General features: G+C 72.2%; 16 protein-coding genes. 12 read left to right on the top strand and 4 right to left on the bottom strand.

Annotation, left to right across the window (positions count from 1 at the left end; translation table 11 throughout):
* Positions 1-122: 122 nt before the first annotated feature.
* Positions 123-857, bottom strand: a complete 735-nt coding sequence (locus ACIBBB_RS14650) for a FadR/GntR family transcriptional regulator (RefSeq protein ID WP_398981747.1) — start codon at positions 855-857, stop codon at positions 123-125.
* 95 nt (positions 858-952) lie between these two features.
* Here ACIBBB_RS14650 and ACIBBB_RS14645 point away from each other — a divergent pair, with 95 nt between their 5' ends.
* From ACIBBB_RS14645 to ACIBBB_RS14630, 4 genes are read left to right on the top strand one after another with little or no spacing between them, the layout of a single operon-like run.
* On the top strand, positions 953-2,323 hold the full coding sequence (locus tag ACIBBB_RS14645; RefSeq protein WP_398981745.1) for a glutamine synthetase family protein: 1,371 nt from the start codon (positions 953-955) through the stop codon (positions 2,321-2,323).
* Positions 2,324-2,334: 11 nt separating this feature from the next.
* The gene (locus tag ACIBBB_RS14640) at positions 2,335-3,711 is read left to right on the top strand and encodes an aldehyde dehydrogenase family protein (protein WP_398981743.1); all 1,377 of its coding nucleotides are present in this window, start codon (positions 2,335-2,337) and stop codon (positions 3,709-3,711) included.
* Between the two features lie 3 nt (positions 3,712-3,714).
* Positions 3,715-4,518 (top strand): 3-oxoacyl-ACP reductase, encoded by an 804-nt coding sequence (locus ACIBBB_RS14635; protein ID WP_398981741.1) that lies wholly within the window; start codon positions 3,715-3,717, stop codon positions 4,516-4,518.
* A 29-nt stretch (positions 4,519-4,547) separates the two neighbouring features.
* Entirely contained in the window at positions 4,548-5,525 is a 978-nt protein-coding gene (locus ACIBBB_RS14630; RefSeq protein ID WP_398981739.1) for a DUF2510 domain-containing protein, read from the top strand.
* Positions 5,526-5,562: 37 nt separating this feature from the next.
* Here ACIBBB_RS14630 and ACIBBB_RS14625 read toward each other — a convergent pair whose 3' ends face one another.
* Positions 5,563-6,765 carry an amino acid deaminase/aldolase gene (locus ACIBBB_RS14625; RefSeq protein WP_398981737.1) on the bottom strand — a complete coding sequence of 401 codons (1,203 nt, stop codon included), beginning with the start codon at positions 6,763-6,765 and terminating at the stop codon, positions 5,563-5,565.
* An 844-nt stretch (positions 6,766-7,609) separates the two neighbouring features.
* Between ACIBBB_RS14625 and ACIBBB_RS14620 the strand changes: the two genes are divergently transcribed.
* Together ACIBBB_RS14620 and mycP are read left to right on the top strand one after the other, a co-directional pair.
* Positions 7,610-8,425: a hypothetical protein gene (locus ACIBBB_RS14620; RefSeq protein ID WP_398981735.1), complete on the top strand. Its 816-nt coding sequence runs from the start codon at positions 7,610-7,612 to the stop codon at positions 8,423-8,425.
* Positions 8,422-9,681 (top strand): type VII secretion-associated serine protease mycosin, encoded by a 1,260-nt coding sequence (gene mycP, locus ACIBBB_RS14615; protein ID WP_398981733.1) that lies wholly within the window; start codon positions 8,422-8,424, stop codon positions 9,679-9,681. The genes ACIBBB_RS14620 and mycP overlap by 4 nt, the downstream gene beginning before the upstream one ends.
* On the opposite strand, the gene ACIBBB_RS14610 is transcribed toward mycP, so the two are convergent.
* A complete protein-coding gene (locus tag ACIBBB_RS14610) occupies positions 9,656-10,378 on the bottom strand; it encodes a serine hydrolase (protein WP_398981731.1) in 723 nt (240 codons plus the stop codon). The genes mycP and ACIBBB_RS14610 overlap by 26 nt on opposite strands.
* Before the next feature lie 77 nt (positions 10,379-10,455).
* Between ACIBBB_RS14610 and ACIBBB_RS14605 the strand changes: the two genes are divergently transcribed.
* Positions 10,456-11,205, top strand: coding sequence for an SseB family protein (locus tag ACIBBB_RS14605; RefSeq protein WP_398981729.1), 750 nt, complete (start codon positions 10,456-10,458; stop codon positions 11,203-11,205).
* On the opposite strand, the gene ACIBBB_RS14600 is transcribed toward ACIBBB_RS14605, so the two are convergent.
* Entirely contained in the window at positions 11,196-11,558 is a 363-nt protein-coding gene (locus ACIBBB_RS14600) for a DUF1844 domain-containing protein (RefSeq protein WP_398981727.1), read from the bottom strand. The two genes, ACIBBB_RS14605 and ACIBBB_RS14600, sit on opposite strands and share 10 nt — an antisense overlap.
* 326 nt (positions 11,559-11,884) lie before the next feature.
* Here ACIBBB_RS14600 and infC point away from each other — a divergent pair, with 326 nt between their 5' ends.
* From infC to ACIBBB_RS14575, 5 genes are all read left to right on the top strand, one after another.
* Positions 11,885-12,601 (top strand): translation initiation factor IF-3, encoded by a 717-nt coding sequence (gene infC / locus ACIBBB_RS14595; RefSeq protein WP_189110369.1) that lies wholly within the window; start codon positions 11,885-11,887, stop codon positions 12,599-12,601.
* A gap of 124 nt (positions 12,602-12,725) precedes the next feature.
* Positions 12,726-12,920: a 50S ribosomal protein L35 gene (gene rpmI / locus ACIBBB_RS14590; RefSeq protein WP_078078233.1), complete on the top strand. Its 195-nt coding sequence runs from the start codon at positions 12,726-12,728 to the stop codon at positions 12,918-12,920.
* A 97-nt stretch (positions 12,921-13,017) separates the two neighbouring features.
* Positions 13,018-13,404: a 50S ribosomal protein L20 gene (gene rplT, locus ACIBBB_RS14585; protein ID WP_023542860.1), complete on the top strand. Its 387-nt coding sequence runs from the start codon at positions 13,018-13,020 to the stop codon at positions 13,402-13,404.
* Positions 13,405-13,553: 149 nt separating this feature from the next.
* Positions 13,554-14,393 carry a TrmH family RNA methyltransferase gene (locus ACIBBB_RS14580; RefSeq protein ID WP_398981724.1) on the top strand — a complete coding sequence of 280 codons (840 nt, stop codon included), beginning with the start codon at positions 13,554-13,556 and terminating at the stop codon, positions 14,391-14,393.
* Between the two features lie 95 nt (positions 14,394-14,488).
* On the top strand, positions 14,489-15,727 hold the full coding sequence (locus ACIBBB_RS14575) for an ATP-binding protein (RefSeq protein ID WP_398981722.1): 1,239 nt from the start codon (positions 14,489-14,491) through the stop codon (positions 15,725-15,727).
* Positions 15,728-15,794: the final 67 nt, after the last annotated feature.

The following is a 15,794-nucleotide window of genomic DNA, read 5'->3' as shown; positions in this document are numbered from 1 at the left end:
TGTGAGGGCATACCATTGCGGCCTCATACGCGCGGGCGCAAGCCCTCTGCGTTAAGCGACGGTTACGGCCGCGCGGCAGGGTGGCCGGGGCCCGCGCGGCCCACCCCCCTCGCTACCCGCTCTCAGCTGAGAAAACCCCGCAGCAGCGCCGCCGTCCCGCCGCAGTGCTCGCGCATCACCTCGCGCGCCGCGTCCGCGTCGCCGTCCAGGACCGCCTCCACCAGCGCGGTGTGCTGCTGCTGCGAGTGCTCCAAGTTCCGGACCAGCAGCGGAATGCAGTCCAGCAGATCGTTCACCGTCGCGCGGACCGACACATAACTCTCGGTCAGCCGCGCCGAGCCGGACAGCTCCGCGAGCGTCAGATGCAGCAGTGTGTCGCGGCGGCGGTAGTCGCCCAGCGGGGCGTCGTGCGTGGCCGCGAGCGCCGTACGCAGCCGGGCAGCCCCCTCCTCGGTCAGACCGTGCGCCGCGCACAGCCCCGCCGCGCCGACCTCCAGCACCTCCCGGAAGCGCAGCACGTCCTCGATGTCGCCCCCCGAGACCCGGCGGCGCAGTTCCTCCTCGGCCCCCTGCGCCGGAGTATCGGGCCGGCGCAGGACGAACGTGCCGCCGTAGCGCCCCCGCCGGCTCTCCACCAGCCCCTCGTCGGCCAGCACCTTCAGCACCTCGCGCAGCGTGACCCGGCTGATCCGCAGCCGCTCCGCCAGGTTCCGCTCCGCGGGAAGCCGTTCGCCGCCGGCGACCAGGCCGAGGCGCAGCACCTGCATGATCTGCTCCAGCGCCTCCTCGAATCCGTTGCCCGCCCGTACGGGGCGCAGGACGGGCGTCAGCCGGTCGGCCGGCTCACTCTTCCTCACCGCGTCCTTCTTCGCCACGTCGCCGTTTCCCCTTCCCAACCAATGGTCTCGCGGAATACCTTAAGGTCCCCGGCTGGCCGATGGAGGATTGTCCCGTGGCAGACCGCACCCCCCCGCTCTCCGTCGAGGAGCTCCGCGCCCTGGTGGCGAGCGGCGAGATCGACACCGTTGTCCTGGCCTTCCCCGACATGCAGGGCAGACTCCAGGGCAAGCGGTTCGCCGCCCCGTTCTTCCTCGAAGACGTACTGGAACACGGCACCGAGGGCTGCAACTATCTGCTCGCCGTCGACGTCGAGCTGAACACCGTCGACGGCTACGCGATGTCCTCCTGGGACCGTGGCTACGGCGACTTCGCCATGCACCCCGACCTCGCGACGCTGCGCCGCGTCCCCTGGAACGAGGGCACGGCGATGCTCATCGCCGACCTCGCCTGGAACGACGGCTCCCCGGTCGTCGCCGCGCCCCGCCAGATCCTGCGCCGCCAGCTGGAGCGCCTCGCCGGGCACGGCTACACCGCGCACGTCGGCACCGAGCTCGAATTCATCGTCTTCAAGGACACCTTCGAGCAGGCCTGGGACAGCGGCTACCGCGGCCTCACCCCCGCGAACCAGTACAACATCGACTACTCCGTCCTCGGCACCGGCCGTATCGAGCCGCTGCTGCGCCGGATCCGCAACGACATGACCGCCGCCGGTCTGATCGTCGAATCCGCCAAGGGCGAGTGCAATCCGGGCCAGCACGAGATCGTCTTCCGTTTCGACGAGGCCCTGCTCACCTGCGACCAGCACGCCATCTACAAGACCGGTGCCAAGGAGATCGCCTCGCAGGAGGGCGTCTCACTCACCTTCATGGCCAAGTACAACGAGCGCGAGGGCAACTCCTGCCACATCCATCTCTCGCTCCAGTCCGCCGACGAGCCCGGCACGAACGCCATGGCCGGCGACGACGCCCACGGCATGTCACCCGTGATGCGCCACTTCCTGGCCGGCCAGCTCGCCGCGCTGCGTGACTTCTCCTTGCTCTACGCGCCGAACATCAACTCGTACAAACGCTTCGCGCCCGGCTCCTTCGCCCCGACGGCCGTCGCGTGGGGCAACGACAACCGCACCTGCGCGCTGCGGGTCGTCGGCCACGGCCGCTCCATGCGCTTCGAGAACCGGCTGCCCGGCGGCGACGTCAACCCCCACCTGGCGGTCGCCGGCCTGGTCGCCGCGGGCCTCTACGGGATCGAGCACGAGCTCGAACTCCCCGAGCCCTGCACGGGGAACGCCTACACCTCCGCGTACGAGCAGGTCCCCACCACCCTGCGTGAGGCCGCCGAACTCTGGGAGCACAGCCCCATCGCCAGGGCCGCCTTCGGGGACGAGGTCGTCGCCCACTACCTCAACCTGGCGCGTGTCGAACTGGCCGCTTTCGACGCCGCTGTGACCGACTGGGAGCTCCGCCGCTCCTTCGAACGCATGTGAGGAAAAGAGCCGTGCCCGACCAGCCGCCCCACGCACACCAGATCCTCGACCCGGCGACCGAGGAGGTCGTCGCCACCGTCCCCGCGACCGGCACCGCCGAGGTCGACGCGGCCGTCGTACGGGCCGCCGCCGCCCAGCACCGATGGGCGGGCGCCGCCCCCGCCGACCGCGCGCGCCTGCTGCGCCGATTCGCCGCCGTGGTCGACGACCACCTCGAAGAACTCGCCCGGCTGGAGGTCAAGGAGGCAGGTCACACCCTCGGCAACGCACGCTGGGAGGCCGGCAACGTCCGCGACCTCCTCGACTACGCCGCCGGGGGAGTGGAACGCCTGACGGGTCGTCAGATCCCGGTCGCCGGCGGGCTCGACATCACCCTCCTCGAACCGCTCGGTGTCGTCGGCGTCATCGCCCCCTGGAACTTCCCCATGCCCATCGCCGCCTGGGGTACCGCACCGGCCCTGGCGGCAGGCAACGCCGTACTCCTCAAGCCGGCCGAGACCACCCCGCTGACCGCGCTGCGCCTGGCCGAACTCGCCCTGGAAGCGGGCCTGCCGGAGCATCTGTTCCACGTCCTGCCGGGCGCCGGGGAAGTCGCGGGCCGGGCACTGGTCGAGCACCCGGGCGTGGCGAAGATCGTCTTCACCGGCTCCACCCGGGTCGGCAAGGAGATCATGGCCGGCGGCGCGCGCCTCGTGAAGCGCGTGACGCTCGAACTCGGCGGCAAGAGCCCCAACATCGTCTTCGCCGACGCCGACGTGGAGCGGGCGGCGGCAGAGGCACCCATGGCCTTCCTCGACAACGCCGGACAGGACTGCTGCGCCCGTACGCGCATCCTCGTCCAGCGCACCGCGTACGACCGGTTCCTCGAACTCCTCGCCCCCGCCGTGCGGTCGGTCGTCGTCGGCGACCCGTCGGACGAGAAGACCCAGATGGGCCCGCTGATCTCGCGCACCCAACTGGAGCGCGTGCGCGGGTACGTCCCCGAGGGCCGGGAGGCCATCCGGGGCAGCGCCCCCGACGGGCCGGGATTCTGGTTCCCGCCGACCGTCCTCACCGACGTCCCGGCCGACGACCCCGCTCTGACCGAGGAGATCTTCGGCCCCGTCGCCGTCGTGATCCCGTTCGACGACGAGGAGGACGCGATCCGCCTCGCCAACGACACCGAGTACGGGCTCTCCGGCTCGCTCTGGACCCGCGACCTCGGCCGCGCGCTGCGCGTCTCGCGCGCCGTCGCCGCCGGCAACCTGTCCGTCAACTCCCACAGCAGCGTGCGCTACTCGACCCCCTTCGGGGGTTACAAGCAGTCCGGCGTCGGCCGTGAGCTGGGCCCCGACGCCCTCACCGCGTTCACCGAGACCAAGAACATCTTCATCAGTACGGAGGCCTGACCCATGCCCGACGAGATCAACCAGAGCGCCGAGGCGCCCGTCTGCCGCCGGCTGGTCGGCCGTACCGCCGTCATCACCGGCGCCGGCAGCGGCATCGGTCTCGCCACCGCGCGCCGGCTCGCCTCCGAAGGCGCGCACGTCGTCTGCGGCGACATCGACGGGACGGCGGGCAAGGCGGTGGCCGACGAGGTGGGCGGCATCTTCGTACAGGTCGACGTCACCGACGCGGAACAGGTCGAGGCCCTCTTCAAGAAGGCGTTCGACACCTACGGCAGCGTCGACATCGCCTTCAACAACGCGGGCATCTCGCCGCCGGAGGACGACTCGATCCTCACCACCGGCATCGACGCCTGGCGCCGGGTCCAAGAGGTCAACCTCACCTCCGTGTACCTGTGCTGCAAGGCGGTCCTCCCTTACATGCGGCAGCAGCGGCGCGGCTCGATCATCAACACCGCGTCGTTCGTGGCGACCATGGGCGCGGCCACCAGCCAGATCTCGTACACCGCCTCCAAAGGAGGCGTGCTCGCCATGTCACGCGAGCTGGGCGTGCAGTTCGCCCGCGAAGGGATCCGGGTCAACGCGCTCTGCCCGGGACCGGTCAACACCCCTCTGCTGCGCGAGCTGTTCGCGAGCGACCCCGAGCGGGCCGCACGCCGGCTGGTGCACATTCCGGGCGGGCGGTTCGCGGAGGCGGAGGAGATCGCCGCGGCGGTGGCGTTCCTCGCCAGCGACGACGCGTCGTTCGTCAACGCGACGGATTTCATGGTCGACGGCGGTATCGGCGGGGCGTACGTGACGCCGCTCTAGAGCCGACCCAGGGCCCTTAGGGTGGCGGGATGAGCATGACGACGCCACCAGGCTGGTACGCGGACCAAGGCGTGCCCGGCACCGAGCGCTGGTGGGACGGGACCGCCTGGACCGCGCATACCCGGCCGCTCGGCGGGACGATCCCTCCCGCCCCCTACCAGCAGCCGCTGTCGTACCAGCAGGGTTACCAACAGGCTTACCAGCAACCGCAGATGGCGCCCCTCGCGCCGAACGGCGGCACGGGCGGCGGTCGGGGCGGTCGTGCCCGGGTCGCCGTCGCCGTGGCCGCCGGGCTCGTCGTGGCCGCGATCCTCGCCGGCGCCACGCTGCTCGGCGACGACGGGACGAAGGCCGCGCCCCGGTCCGCCCCGACCACCGGCGAGACCGCGGCCGGTCCGACGGCCGGCACCGGCGAGAGCCCCACGGCCGAGCCGAGCCCCGACCCCGACGTCCTGGTCGATCAGCTCAACGGCATCACGCTGCCCATCCCCGACGACTGGGAGAAGTCGGACAGCTTCGTGGACCGCTCGGTGACCATGACGACCGTGGACGACTACGAGTGCCCCGGACAGACGAACCGGTACTGCCGGTACGGCCGGGTCATGTCCTTCACCGCCACCCAGACCGACGCGGACTCTCCCGAAGCCCTCGCCAAGGAGGACATCCAGGAGGCGTCCGACGCCCTGTACGACGAGGACTCCATCGGCAACCCCCTCTACGGGAACGTCACCTCGCACACCGTCGTCAAGTCCGAGGCCGTCTCCGTCACCGGACGCACCGGGTATCTGGTGCGCTGGAAGGTCACGACGGGCAAGGGACCGGGCGGTTACGTCCAGTCGTTGGCCTTTCCCTCCGCCATCGGCGCGGGATCGCTCGTGATCGTCCGGTTCGCCTTCGACGCGGGGCCCGAGGGCCCGCCCCTCGGCGGGATGGACACGATCACCAAGGGCATCCGGACGATCGGCGACAGCACGGGCGGCGTCGGCAGCTCCATCGCCCCCTCCTGAGCCCTGCCCGACTCCCACCTCGCGTACGGGGGGCGCCTCAGAGGTACGTACGGCCCTCGCCCCGGTACGTCGGCACCGTCGCCGTCACCCGGTCGCCCTCGATCAGCAGCAGCTCGTCGAAGCGCTCGCACAGCTCGCCGGCCTTCGCGTGCCGGAACCACACCCGGTCGCCGATCAGCAGATCGTCGGCGGCCGACCCCAGCAGCGGGGTCTGCACCTCGCCGGCCCCCTCCTGGGGGTCGTACCGCAGACCCTCCGGCAGATACGGCTCCGGCAGCCGGTCCCGGCCGGCCGCTCCCGACGCCGGATAGCCGCCGCCGAGCACGGTGACCACGCCGACACCCGGCCTGCGCACCACCGGCTGGGCGAAGAGCGCGGCCGGACGGCCCCTGAACGACGTGTAGTTGTCGAACAGCCGCGGCACGTACAGCCCCGACCCGGCGGCGATCTCCGTCACCGAGTCCTCGGCCGCCGTGTGCTGCACACTGCCCGTGCCCCCGCCGTTGACGAACTCCAGCTCCGGCGCCACCAGCCGCACCGCGCGCACCACCGCCCTGCGCCGCTCGGCCAGCTCCTTGCGCGCGGCGGACTGCATCAGCCGCACCGCGCGCGAGCGCAGCGGCCGGCCCGCGACCGAGTCACCGACACCGGCGACATGACCCTCGTACGCCATCAGCCCCACCAGCCGGAAACCGGGCCTGCGGACGACCGACCTGGCCAGCTCGGCCAGTTGCGCCGGCTCCCGCAGCGGTGAGCGCCTGGCCCCGATCCGGACCCGCCCGCCGAACATCCGGAGCGCCGTGTCCAGCTCCAGACAGACCCGGATCTCCTCCGTGCCGCCCGCCCGCGAGAGGTCCACGAGGTCCAGCTGGGCCGGATCGTCGATCATCACCGTCACGGCCGCGGCCAGCTTCGGATCGGCGGCGAGCTCCGCGAACGCGCCCCGGTCGACCGACGGATAGGCGAGCAGCACGTCCTCGAAACCGGCACGCGCCAGCCACAGCGACTCGGCCAGCGTGAACGACATGATGCCCGCGAAGCCGTCACGCGCCAGGACCCGCTCCAACAGCGCCCGGCAGCGCACCGATTTGCTGGCGACCCTGATCGGTTTGCCCGCCGCCCGGCGGACGAGATCGTCCGCGTTGGCGTCGAAGGCTTCGAGATCGACCACGGCGAGCGGGGCGTCCAGATGTGCGGTGGCCCGGTCGTACCGGGCCCGGTCGGCGGCGCGGGGAGTCATCTTCCGAGCTTGCCAGACGGGCTTACCCGACGGTAGGGGGATGTTCTGGTCAGATCCGCCCCGACCTGCGGACCTGTTCCCGCGCCATGCTCTCCAGCCCGTAGAGTGACGCCCACGCGGCGACGAACGGGCCTGCCCCGTCCGGTGATCCGCCGTGGACAAGGCCGTGATCACAGGGGGGCGGATGAGTACCGAAGCGCGACGCGCGCCCTTGCCGCCCCGCCCCGCCGGCCCACCGCCACCGTCGGGACCCCCGCTCGCGCAGCCCGCTCACGGCCGCGACGAAGCGCCCGGATCCGACCGCACCGAGAAGCCCCGCACCGAGAAGCGCCGCACGGAGAAGCCCCGTACCGAAACCGCGCGGCCCGATCCGACCGCCGGGAGCTCTGGCACCAGGCCGCCCGAGCGGCCCGCGGAAGCGCCGGGCGCAACGCCCACCGGGACATCCGGCCGGTCCTCCGGCGGGGAGCCAGGCATACCCCCGCGCCCCGCCGGACCGCCCGCACAGCGAACGGCCCCGCGATCCGCCGTGCCGCCCGACGAGGACACGGCCCGCCTACGCGTCGTTCCCCCGGCCCCGCCCGTCGGCGCCGTACCGCCCCGGCCCGCCCGGCCGCTCGCGACACCGCCACAGCCGGCCCCGCCGTCCGCGTCCACGGGGAGGTCCACGGGCAGGTCCACCCCGCTCCCGCCGCCGCCACCCGGTTACACGTTCTCCCCTGAGCCCGCGCAGCGCCCGGCCGAGCCGCCCGCCCCGCCGCACCGCGGGCACGTCGGCCCCGTCGACCTCACCCGGCCCCCGGCCGGCGGTCGGCCGCTCCCGCCGCCGCCCTACCGCTGGCCGGTGGAGCAGCCTTCCGTAACCCCCGCCGAGACGACCACCCGGCTGCGTCCCGTGCCCGCCCGCCACCCCGGCAGGACGGCCGCGGCGATCGCCTGTGTGGTCCTCGGCCTCGGTCTGATCGGCGGCGCCGTCACCGGCACCTGGCTGACGGGAGACTCGTCCGCCGACCCCGCCCCGGGCGCCGGCTACGCACCGCTCCGTACGCTCTGGCACAGCACCCCCGTCGACACCTTCTTCCCGCGCACCCTCAAGGGCGACGGCGCGGGCCCCGGCGGCGCCGACCGGACCTGGACCAGGCTCGCCGTGGCACCCGACAGCGGCTGTACCGGAGCCCTCGATCCGCTCCTCCTGAAGACGCTGCGCCCGGTCGGCTGCGAGCGGGTCCTACGGGCGACCTACGTGGACGCGACCAGCAGCACTCTCACCACCGTCGGCATGGTCTTCACAGAGGCCGAACCGGCGGGCATGGAGGCGCTGGACGCCCGGTTCACCGACGAGAAACTCAACGAACGCAGCGACCTGATGCCCCGCACCTATCCGGTGAAGGGCACCCTGGCCGCGGGCTTCGGCGACGGGCAGCGCGCGAGCTGGACGGTGAACGTCCTCACCGAGGCACCCGTCGTCGTGTACGCCGTCTCCGGCTTCGCCGACGGACGTCAGGTCCGCGACCCGCAGCCGGTCGTCAAGGCCACCGCCGACGGCGCGAAGACGGCGGCCGCCCAGTCCGGGCTCGGCCATGACGCGAAGGGCGTGGCCGACCGGGTCGAGCGCGGTCTGCGTACGACAGCGAGCAAGGCGACGGAGAAGCCCGAATGACCACGTCCCCGCCCCCCACGACGCCCACGACGCCCACGGCTCTCGCGGCACCCGCGACGCGACCGGCCCGGCACCGGCGACACCGTCTCGCCGCCACCCTGGCCGCCGCCTCCTTCCTGCTCGCCGTCCCGGCGACGCCCGCCCACGCGGACGTCATACGCGCCCAGCAGTGGGCCCTCGAAGCGATGCACACCGACGACGCCTGGCGCACCACCAAGGGCGACGGCATCACCGTCGCCGTGCTCGACACCGGCGTCGACCCCACCCACCCCGACCTCGCCGGGCAGGTCCTGACCGGCAAGGACCTCATCGGCTTCGGCGCCGAGAGCGGCGACCGGGCCTGGGCCAGGCACGGCACGGCCATGGCGGGCATCATCGCGGGCCGGGGACACGGACCGGGCCGCGAGGACGGCGTCCTCGGGATCGCCCCCGGGGCGAAGATCCTGCCGGTGCGCGTGATCCTCGAAGGCACCGACCCGGACCGGGCCAAGGCCCGCAAGTCGCGCGGCGGTTCACTCGCCGACGGCATCCGCTGGGCCGCCGACAACGGCGCCGACGTCATCAACCTGTCCCTCGGCGACGACAGCGAGTCGGCCCACCCGGAGCCGGGCGAGGACGCCGCCGTCCAGTACGCGCTGTCCAAGGGCGCGGCCGTGGTCGCCTCGGCGGGCAACGGCGGCGAGAAGGGCGACCGTATCTCCTACCCGGCCGCGTACCCCGGCGTGATCGCCGTGACGGCGGTCGACCGCTACGGCACCCACGCCGCGTTCTCCACCCGCCGCTGGTACGCCACCGTCAGCGCGCCCGGTGTCGACGTCGTCATAGCGGACCCCGACCGGCGCTACTACGAAGGCTGGGGCACCAGCGCCGCCGCCGCCTTCGTCTCCGGCGCCGTCGCCCTCGTACGCGCGGCCCATCCCGAGCTCCGGCCCGCCCAGATCAAGAAGCTGCTCGCCGACACCGCGCGCGACGCCCCGGACAGCGGCCGCGACGACTCGACCGGCTACGGCATCGTCGATCCGGCCGCGGCGATCGAGGCGGGCGTGAAGCTGACCACCACGACGGCCGACTCGAAGGACAGGGCGACCGGCTACACGAAGCAGTACTTCGGCCGGGGCCCCGACAACGCCTCGGGGGAGTCCGAGCCCGCCGCCTGGCTCGCCCCGCTCGCGGGCGGCCTCGGCGCGCTGCTGCTGGCCGGCGCCGTGGTGCTCTGGCGCGGCGGACCGATCAGCGGACGCCGCCGGACGCGCTGACGGCCTCGCTGACGGCGGCCCGCGCCGCCGCCTCGACCAGGGCGATGCCCGCGTCCTTCGTAGGATGACCACCCGACAGGACGGCCACGAGGACGTCGCGGTCCCCGGCGGTGACACGGCCGACCGAGTTGACGATCCACAGCCCGGTGGCGCTCAACGGCATCCAGCCGTTCTTCAGCGCCGGTGCGCTGCCCGCCGCCGAGACACCCCACGCCTGGTCCGGCACCACATGGGTCATCAGGTCCGCCACGAAGGCGCGCGAGCGCTCGCCGAGCGGTGTCGTCCCACCGCCGAACACGGCCTCCAGCAGGGCCAGTTGATCCGACGCGGTGGTACGCGTGAGGCCCCAGGACTCCTCCGCCTCCGACTCGCGCAGACCGAGGCGCCGGTGGGCCGCGTCCAGTCCTTCGGTGCCGCCGGCCACCTTCAACAGCTCGGTGGCGGCGTCGTTGTCACTGTGCTCGATCATGCCGGCGGCCGACGCGTGCTCCTGGGGGGTCGGCTCGCGGTCCGTGTCCTGAATGTGCAGCAGGAGCGCGGCGAGGATGCCGAGCTTGACGACGCTGGCGGTGGGATGGGTGGGGCCGGGGGCGTGGCGGTACGCCGTGGTGCGCCCGGTGGCCGTGTCGCGGACGGCGACGTCGTACGTGACGTTCGCGTCGGTGGTGACGACGAGCGGTTCGCCGGAAGCGCGCATGGGTCCCCCTCGGTCCGGCGTTGATTCTGCCCGGTGCCCGCGCCGGGCGTCGAGAACGCGCCCACTAGGCTCGGCCCGTGGCTCTCAAGAACATCCCCGACCCCGGTTTCTCCGACGACGACGGCACCGCCGACCCCGCCCTCACCGAAGCCCTCGCCGCCTGGTCCGGCGACCGCACGGCCGAGCCGCGCGTTCTCGCCGCCCTCAAGGGCGCCCGGCTGCTCGTCCCCGTCGTCGCCGTCCTCGGCGAGACCGAGACGGACGAGCAGGGGCTGCGCCGCGAGAAGAACAGCGACATGGCCGTCCCCACGCTCCGGGCCGGCGGCCGGCGCGCACTGCCCGCCTTCACCTCGACCGCCGCACTGGCCCGCTGGGACCCGGGGGCACGCCCCGTCGCCGTACCGCTGCACCAGGCACTGAGCGCGGCGGCGCACGAGAAGGCCGACACGCTCGTCATCGACCTGGCGGGGCCCGTGCCTTACGAACTCGCCGGACCGGCCCTGTTCGCGCTCGCCGAGGGCCGTACGAGCACCGACCCGCTCGACGATCCCGCCGTCGTCGCCGCGGTCGAAGAGGTGGCCGCCGCCGAGCCCTCCGTACTGAGGGCGCATCTCGGCCCCGGCGAGGCCGACGGCACCCTCGCGCTCGTCCTGCTGCCGGACGCCGCCCCGGGGGACGCGGTCCGGCGGATCGCGTCCGCGCTGGCGGCGCACGACGTACTGAGGGCCCGCCTGGTGCGCGGCCTCGACCTGGCACTGCTGCCGGCCGGAGCCTCACCCCCGGGCGAGCCCCTGTTCGTACGCGAGTTCCCGCGCGATCAGCCGTAGACCGGACCCGTGTACTTCTCGCCCGGACCCTGGCCCGGTTCGTCCGGGACCAGCGACGCCTCGCGGAAGGCCAGCTGGAGCGACTTCAGCCCGTCCCGCAGCGGCGCCGCGTGGAAGGAGCTGATCTCCGTCGCGCTCGCGTCCATCAGCCCCGCCAGCGCGTGCACCAGCTTGCGGGCCTCGTCCAGGTCCTTGTGCTCGCCGCCGTCCTCCGTGAGACCGAGCTTCACCGCCGCGGCGCTCATCAGATTGACGGCGACGGTCACGATCACCTCGACGGCGGGTACCTCCGCGATGTCGCGGGTCATGGCGTCGAAGTCGGCTGGTTCCCGGCGGGGGGTCGTGTCGCTCATTCCGCACACGATAGGCCCCCCGCGCCGGAGGTGGGGACAGCCGGTTAGCTCACTCGGCCGGGAGCTGCTAACCTTGTGTAACGACCGGTCGGACATGTGTGTGCCCGACCCACAAGTGGAGGCTCCGTTCTCCCACCTGGCCGCCCTCACGGGTGGCGGGTCACCGGTCAGGTGGTCACCATCGTTCCGTACGGACGATGGAACCGCCCGATACGCCCCGCGGTTTCGACGCGGCGGTGTTCCGGTATTCATGGAGCTCCCGCCTGTGTCCCGTCCGGGGCATTTTTCGTTTCCCCCCGCGGTTGGTCTGACGAAACAGACGTTACGTGGCTGTCTGCCAGGCAGTCGCGTGGTGCTACCGAGGAGGATCCATCAGCGCTGAGCCCCGCATTAACGACCGGATTCGTGTTCCCGAGGTCCGCCTTGTCGGCCCCAGCGGCGAGCAGGTCGGCATCGTGCCGCTTGCGAAGGCCCTGGAGCTCGCGCAGGAGTACGACCTGGACCTGGTCGAGGTCGCGGCGACCGCCCGTCCGCCCGTGTGCAAGCTCATGGATTACGGGAAGTTCAAGTACGAGTCGGCCATGAAGGCCCGTGAGGCGCGCAAGAACCAGGCGCACACGGTCATCAAGGAGATGAAGCTCCGGCCGAAGATCGACCCGCACGACTACGACACCAAAAAGGGTCACGTCGTCCGGTTCCTCAAGCAGGGTGACAAGGTCAAGATCACGATCATGTTCCGTGGTCGCGAGCAGTCCCGCCCCGAACTGGGCTTCAGGCTGCTCCAGCGTCTCGCTTCGGACGTCGAGGAGCTCGGCTTCATCGAGTCGAACCCGAAGCAGGACGGCCGGAACATGATCATGGTTCTGGGCCCGCACAAGAAGAAGACCGAAGCCATGGCCGAGGCCCGCGAGGCCCAGGCGGCCCGCAAGGCGGAGCGCCAGGGTTACGCGACCGACGACCACGTGGACGAGTCTCCGGACGCCGCGAAGGCTCGTGCGGAGGCCAACGCCGAGGCTCCGGCCGAATCGCCCTCCGAGGCGTGACACAGGGGGCCGCCGGCCAGGCGCCCCCCGAGTCCCGCCCGGATTTCATGGACAGCAATCTGACGCTCCCGCCCGCCGGTCCGACCGACCGGCGGGGAGTGCCACTGATGAGGAGAACGGCGCTATGCCGAAGAACAAGACGCACAGCGGTGCGAAGAAGCGCTTTCGCGTGACCGGCTCCGGCAAGATCCTTCGCCAGCGTGCGGGCCGTCGCCACTACCTGGAGCACAAGCCGTCCACCCTGACGCGCCGTCTCGCCGGCACGGTGGAGCTGGCGCCGGGTGACGCCGCGAAGGCCAAGAAGCTTCTCGGCCTGTAGGCGCGAGCTCCGCCGCAGGGCGGGGCCCGGCCGCATACCGACCACGCCGTTCTCGGGTCACGTCAACGCCTGTGACCCAGCTACAAGGAGTTAACAAGTGGCACGCGTCAAGCGGGCAGTCAATGCCCACAAGAAGCGCCGGGCGATTCTCGAGCAGGCCAAGGGTTACCGCGGCCAGCGTTCGCGCCTGTACCGCAAGGCCAAGGAGCAGGTAACCCACTCCCTGGTCTACAACTACAACGACCGCAAGAAGCGCAAGGGCGACTTCCGTCGGCTGTGGATCCAGCGGATCAACGCCGCGGCCCGCCAGAACGGGATGACGTACAACCGCCTCATCCAGGGTCTCAACGCCGCCAACATCGAGGTGGACCGCAAGATCCTGGCCGAGCTCGCGGTCAACGACGCCAACGCGTTCGCCGCGCTCGTCGAGGTCGCCCAGAAGGCGCTCCCGAGCGACGTCAACGCCCCGAAGGCCGCCGCCTGATCCCCTGCCGGATCACGGAGCAGAGCACTTCCCGCCGGACCCGCAGGCACACCGCCTGCGGGTCCGGCGCGTTCCACCCGTACCCGGAGCACGTACGCCCCTCCCCAGCCACGCGCGCGTACGTCCGTAACTGAAGCGAGCCGCCGCCCATGGGCACCCCCGAGCTGATCTCTCCGCGTTCCCCGCGCGTCACCGCCGCCCGGCGCCTGGCCAGACGGGCCTTCCGCGGCAAGGAACGCCGGTTCATCGCCGAGGGCCCGCAGGCCGTACGGGAAGCGGCCGAGCACCGGGGGGCGGACGGTGTCCCGACGCTGATCGAGCTTTTCACCACCGTCGAGGCCGCCGAGCGGTACGGCGCCATCGTCGAGGCCGCCCACGCCGCCGGGGCGCAGGTGCACTACGCGGACCCCGACGTCGTCGCCGACGTTTCCCAGACCGTCACCCCGCAGGGGCTGCTCGGCGTCTGCCGCTTCCTGGACTCGCCGTTCGAGTCGGTCCTGCGGGCGCGGCCCCGCCTCGTCGCCGTCCTCGCGCACGTACGGGACCCCGGCAACGCGGGCACCGTGCTGCGCTGCGCCGACGCGGCGGGCGCCGACGCCGTCGTCCTCACCGACGCGTCCGTCGACCTCTACAACCCCAAGTCGGTCCGGGCGTCGGTCGGTTCGCTCTTCCATCTGCCGGTCGCCGTCGGGGTCCCCGTCGAAGAGGCCGTGGCGGGCCTGCGGGGGGCGGGAGTCCGTGTCCTGGCCGCGGACGGGGCGGGCGACGACGACCTCGACGACGAACTCGACGCGGGGACCATGGGCGGTCCGACCGCCTGGATCTTCGGCAACGAGGCGTGGGGGCTGCCGGCCGAGACGCGGGCGCTGGCGGACGCCGTCGTACGCGTTCCGATCCACGGCAGGGCCGAGAGTCTGAACCTGGCGACCGCCGCCGCCGTATGTCTCTACGCCTCGGCTCGGGCACAGCGTGTCCGCACTGTGAGCTGAGGGGGTCCGCGCAGTCACCTTGAGCGATGAGAGCGAGTAGGGTGACCGGAAACTCGGGGGCCCACTGTGCTCTTCGGAAGAGGTGGGATGCGGGCATGACGGTCGGGGCGAGCGGGTCGGCCATCACACGGGGACCCGTCAGGCCTGGTCCCGGCGGCACCGGCCCCCCGGGCCCCGCACCGAACGTGGGCAACCTCGGCCAGGACCCCGGCCAGGACTTCGGCCAGGATTTCGGGATCGATCCCGACGACCTCCCCGACGGTCTCGTCGTCGCCGACGAGACGGGCCGCGTGATCTGCTTCAACGCCGCCGCCGCCCGGATCACGGCCGTCGTCGCCGCCGAGGCCGTCGGCAGCCCCTTGGAGCGCGCGCTGCCCCTCGAAGACCTCGAAGGCCGCCGCTGGTGGGCACTCACCGATCCGTACGGCGGTCTCCTCACCCGCTACGGCCAGCCCGAACGCAATCTGCTGCTGCCCGGCGGCCGTGAGGTCCTGGTCTCCGCGCGCTACGTCCGCGCGCACCCCCAGGGGCCCGTACGCAGGCTCGTCGTCAGTATCCGCGGCACCGAGGCCCGGCGTCGCACCGAACGCAGCCATGCCGAGTTGATCGCGACCGTCGCGCACGAGCTGCGCTCCCCGCTCACCTCGGTGAAGGGCTTCACCGCGACGCTGCTCGCCAAGTGGGAACGGTTCACCGACGACCAGAAGCGGCTGATGCTGGAGACCGTCGACGCCGACGCGAACCGTGTCACCAGACTCATCGCCGAGCTGCTCGACATCTCCCGGATCGACTCCGGACGCCTGGAGGTGCGCCGCCAGCCGGTCGACATCGGCACCGCCGTCGGCCGCCACATCCAGTCCATCACCGCGTCCGGACAGGCCCCGGACCGTTTCCTCGTACGGATCCAGCAGCCGCTGCCCGCGCTCTGGGCGGATCCCGACAAGATCGACCAGATACTCGGCAACCTGCTGGAAAACGCGGTGCGCCACGGCGCGGGAACCGTCACCATCGAGGTGGCACCCGCGCAGGTCAAACATGTCGAGTACGCGCACGCGGAACACGCGAACGCGGAGCACACCCACGCCGACGGCGGCGCGAAAGGAACAGCGGTCACCGTGAGCGACGAAGGCCCCGGCATCCCCGAGGAGTCGATGGGCCGTGTCTTCACCCGCTTCTGGCGGGGGAGCAAGCGCGGTGGCACGGGCCTGGGCCTGTATATCGTCAAGGGCATCGTCGAGGCGCACGGCGGGACGATCACCGTCGGCCGCGGACCCGGCGGCGGTGCCCAGTTCCGATTTATCCTGCCCGTCGGCGCCCCGGCCTACCTGGCCTAAGGGCTGTCCCGTAATCCCCGGTGGATCAGCGCGCGGCGTCAGATGCGGTACATCGCAAGGCGGAGGG

Origin of the sequence: Streptomyces sp. NPDC051217 (assembly GCF_044455465.1) — a bacterium.
Lineage (GTDB): Bacteria > Actinomycetota > Actinomycetes > Streptomycetales > Streptomycetaceae > Streptomyces.
This window is presented reverse-complemented; position numbering and strand designations above follow the sequence as displayed.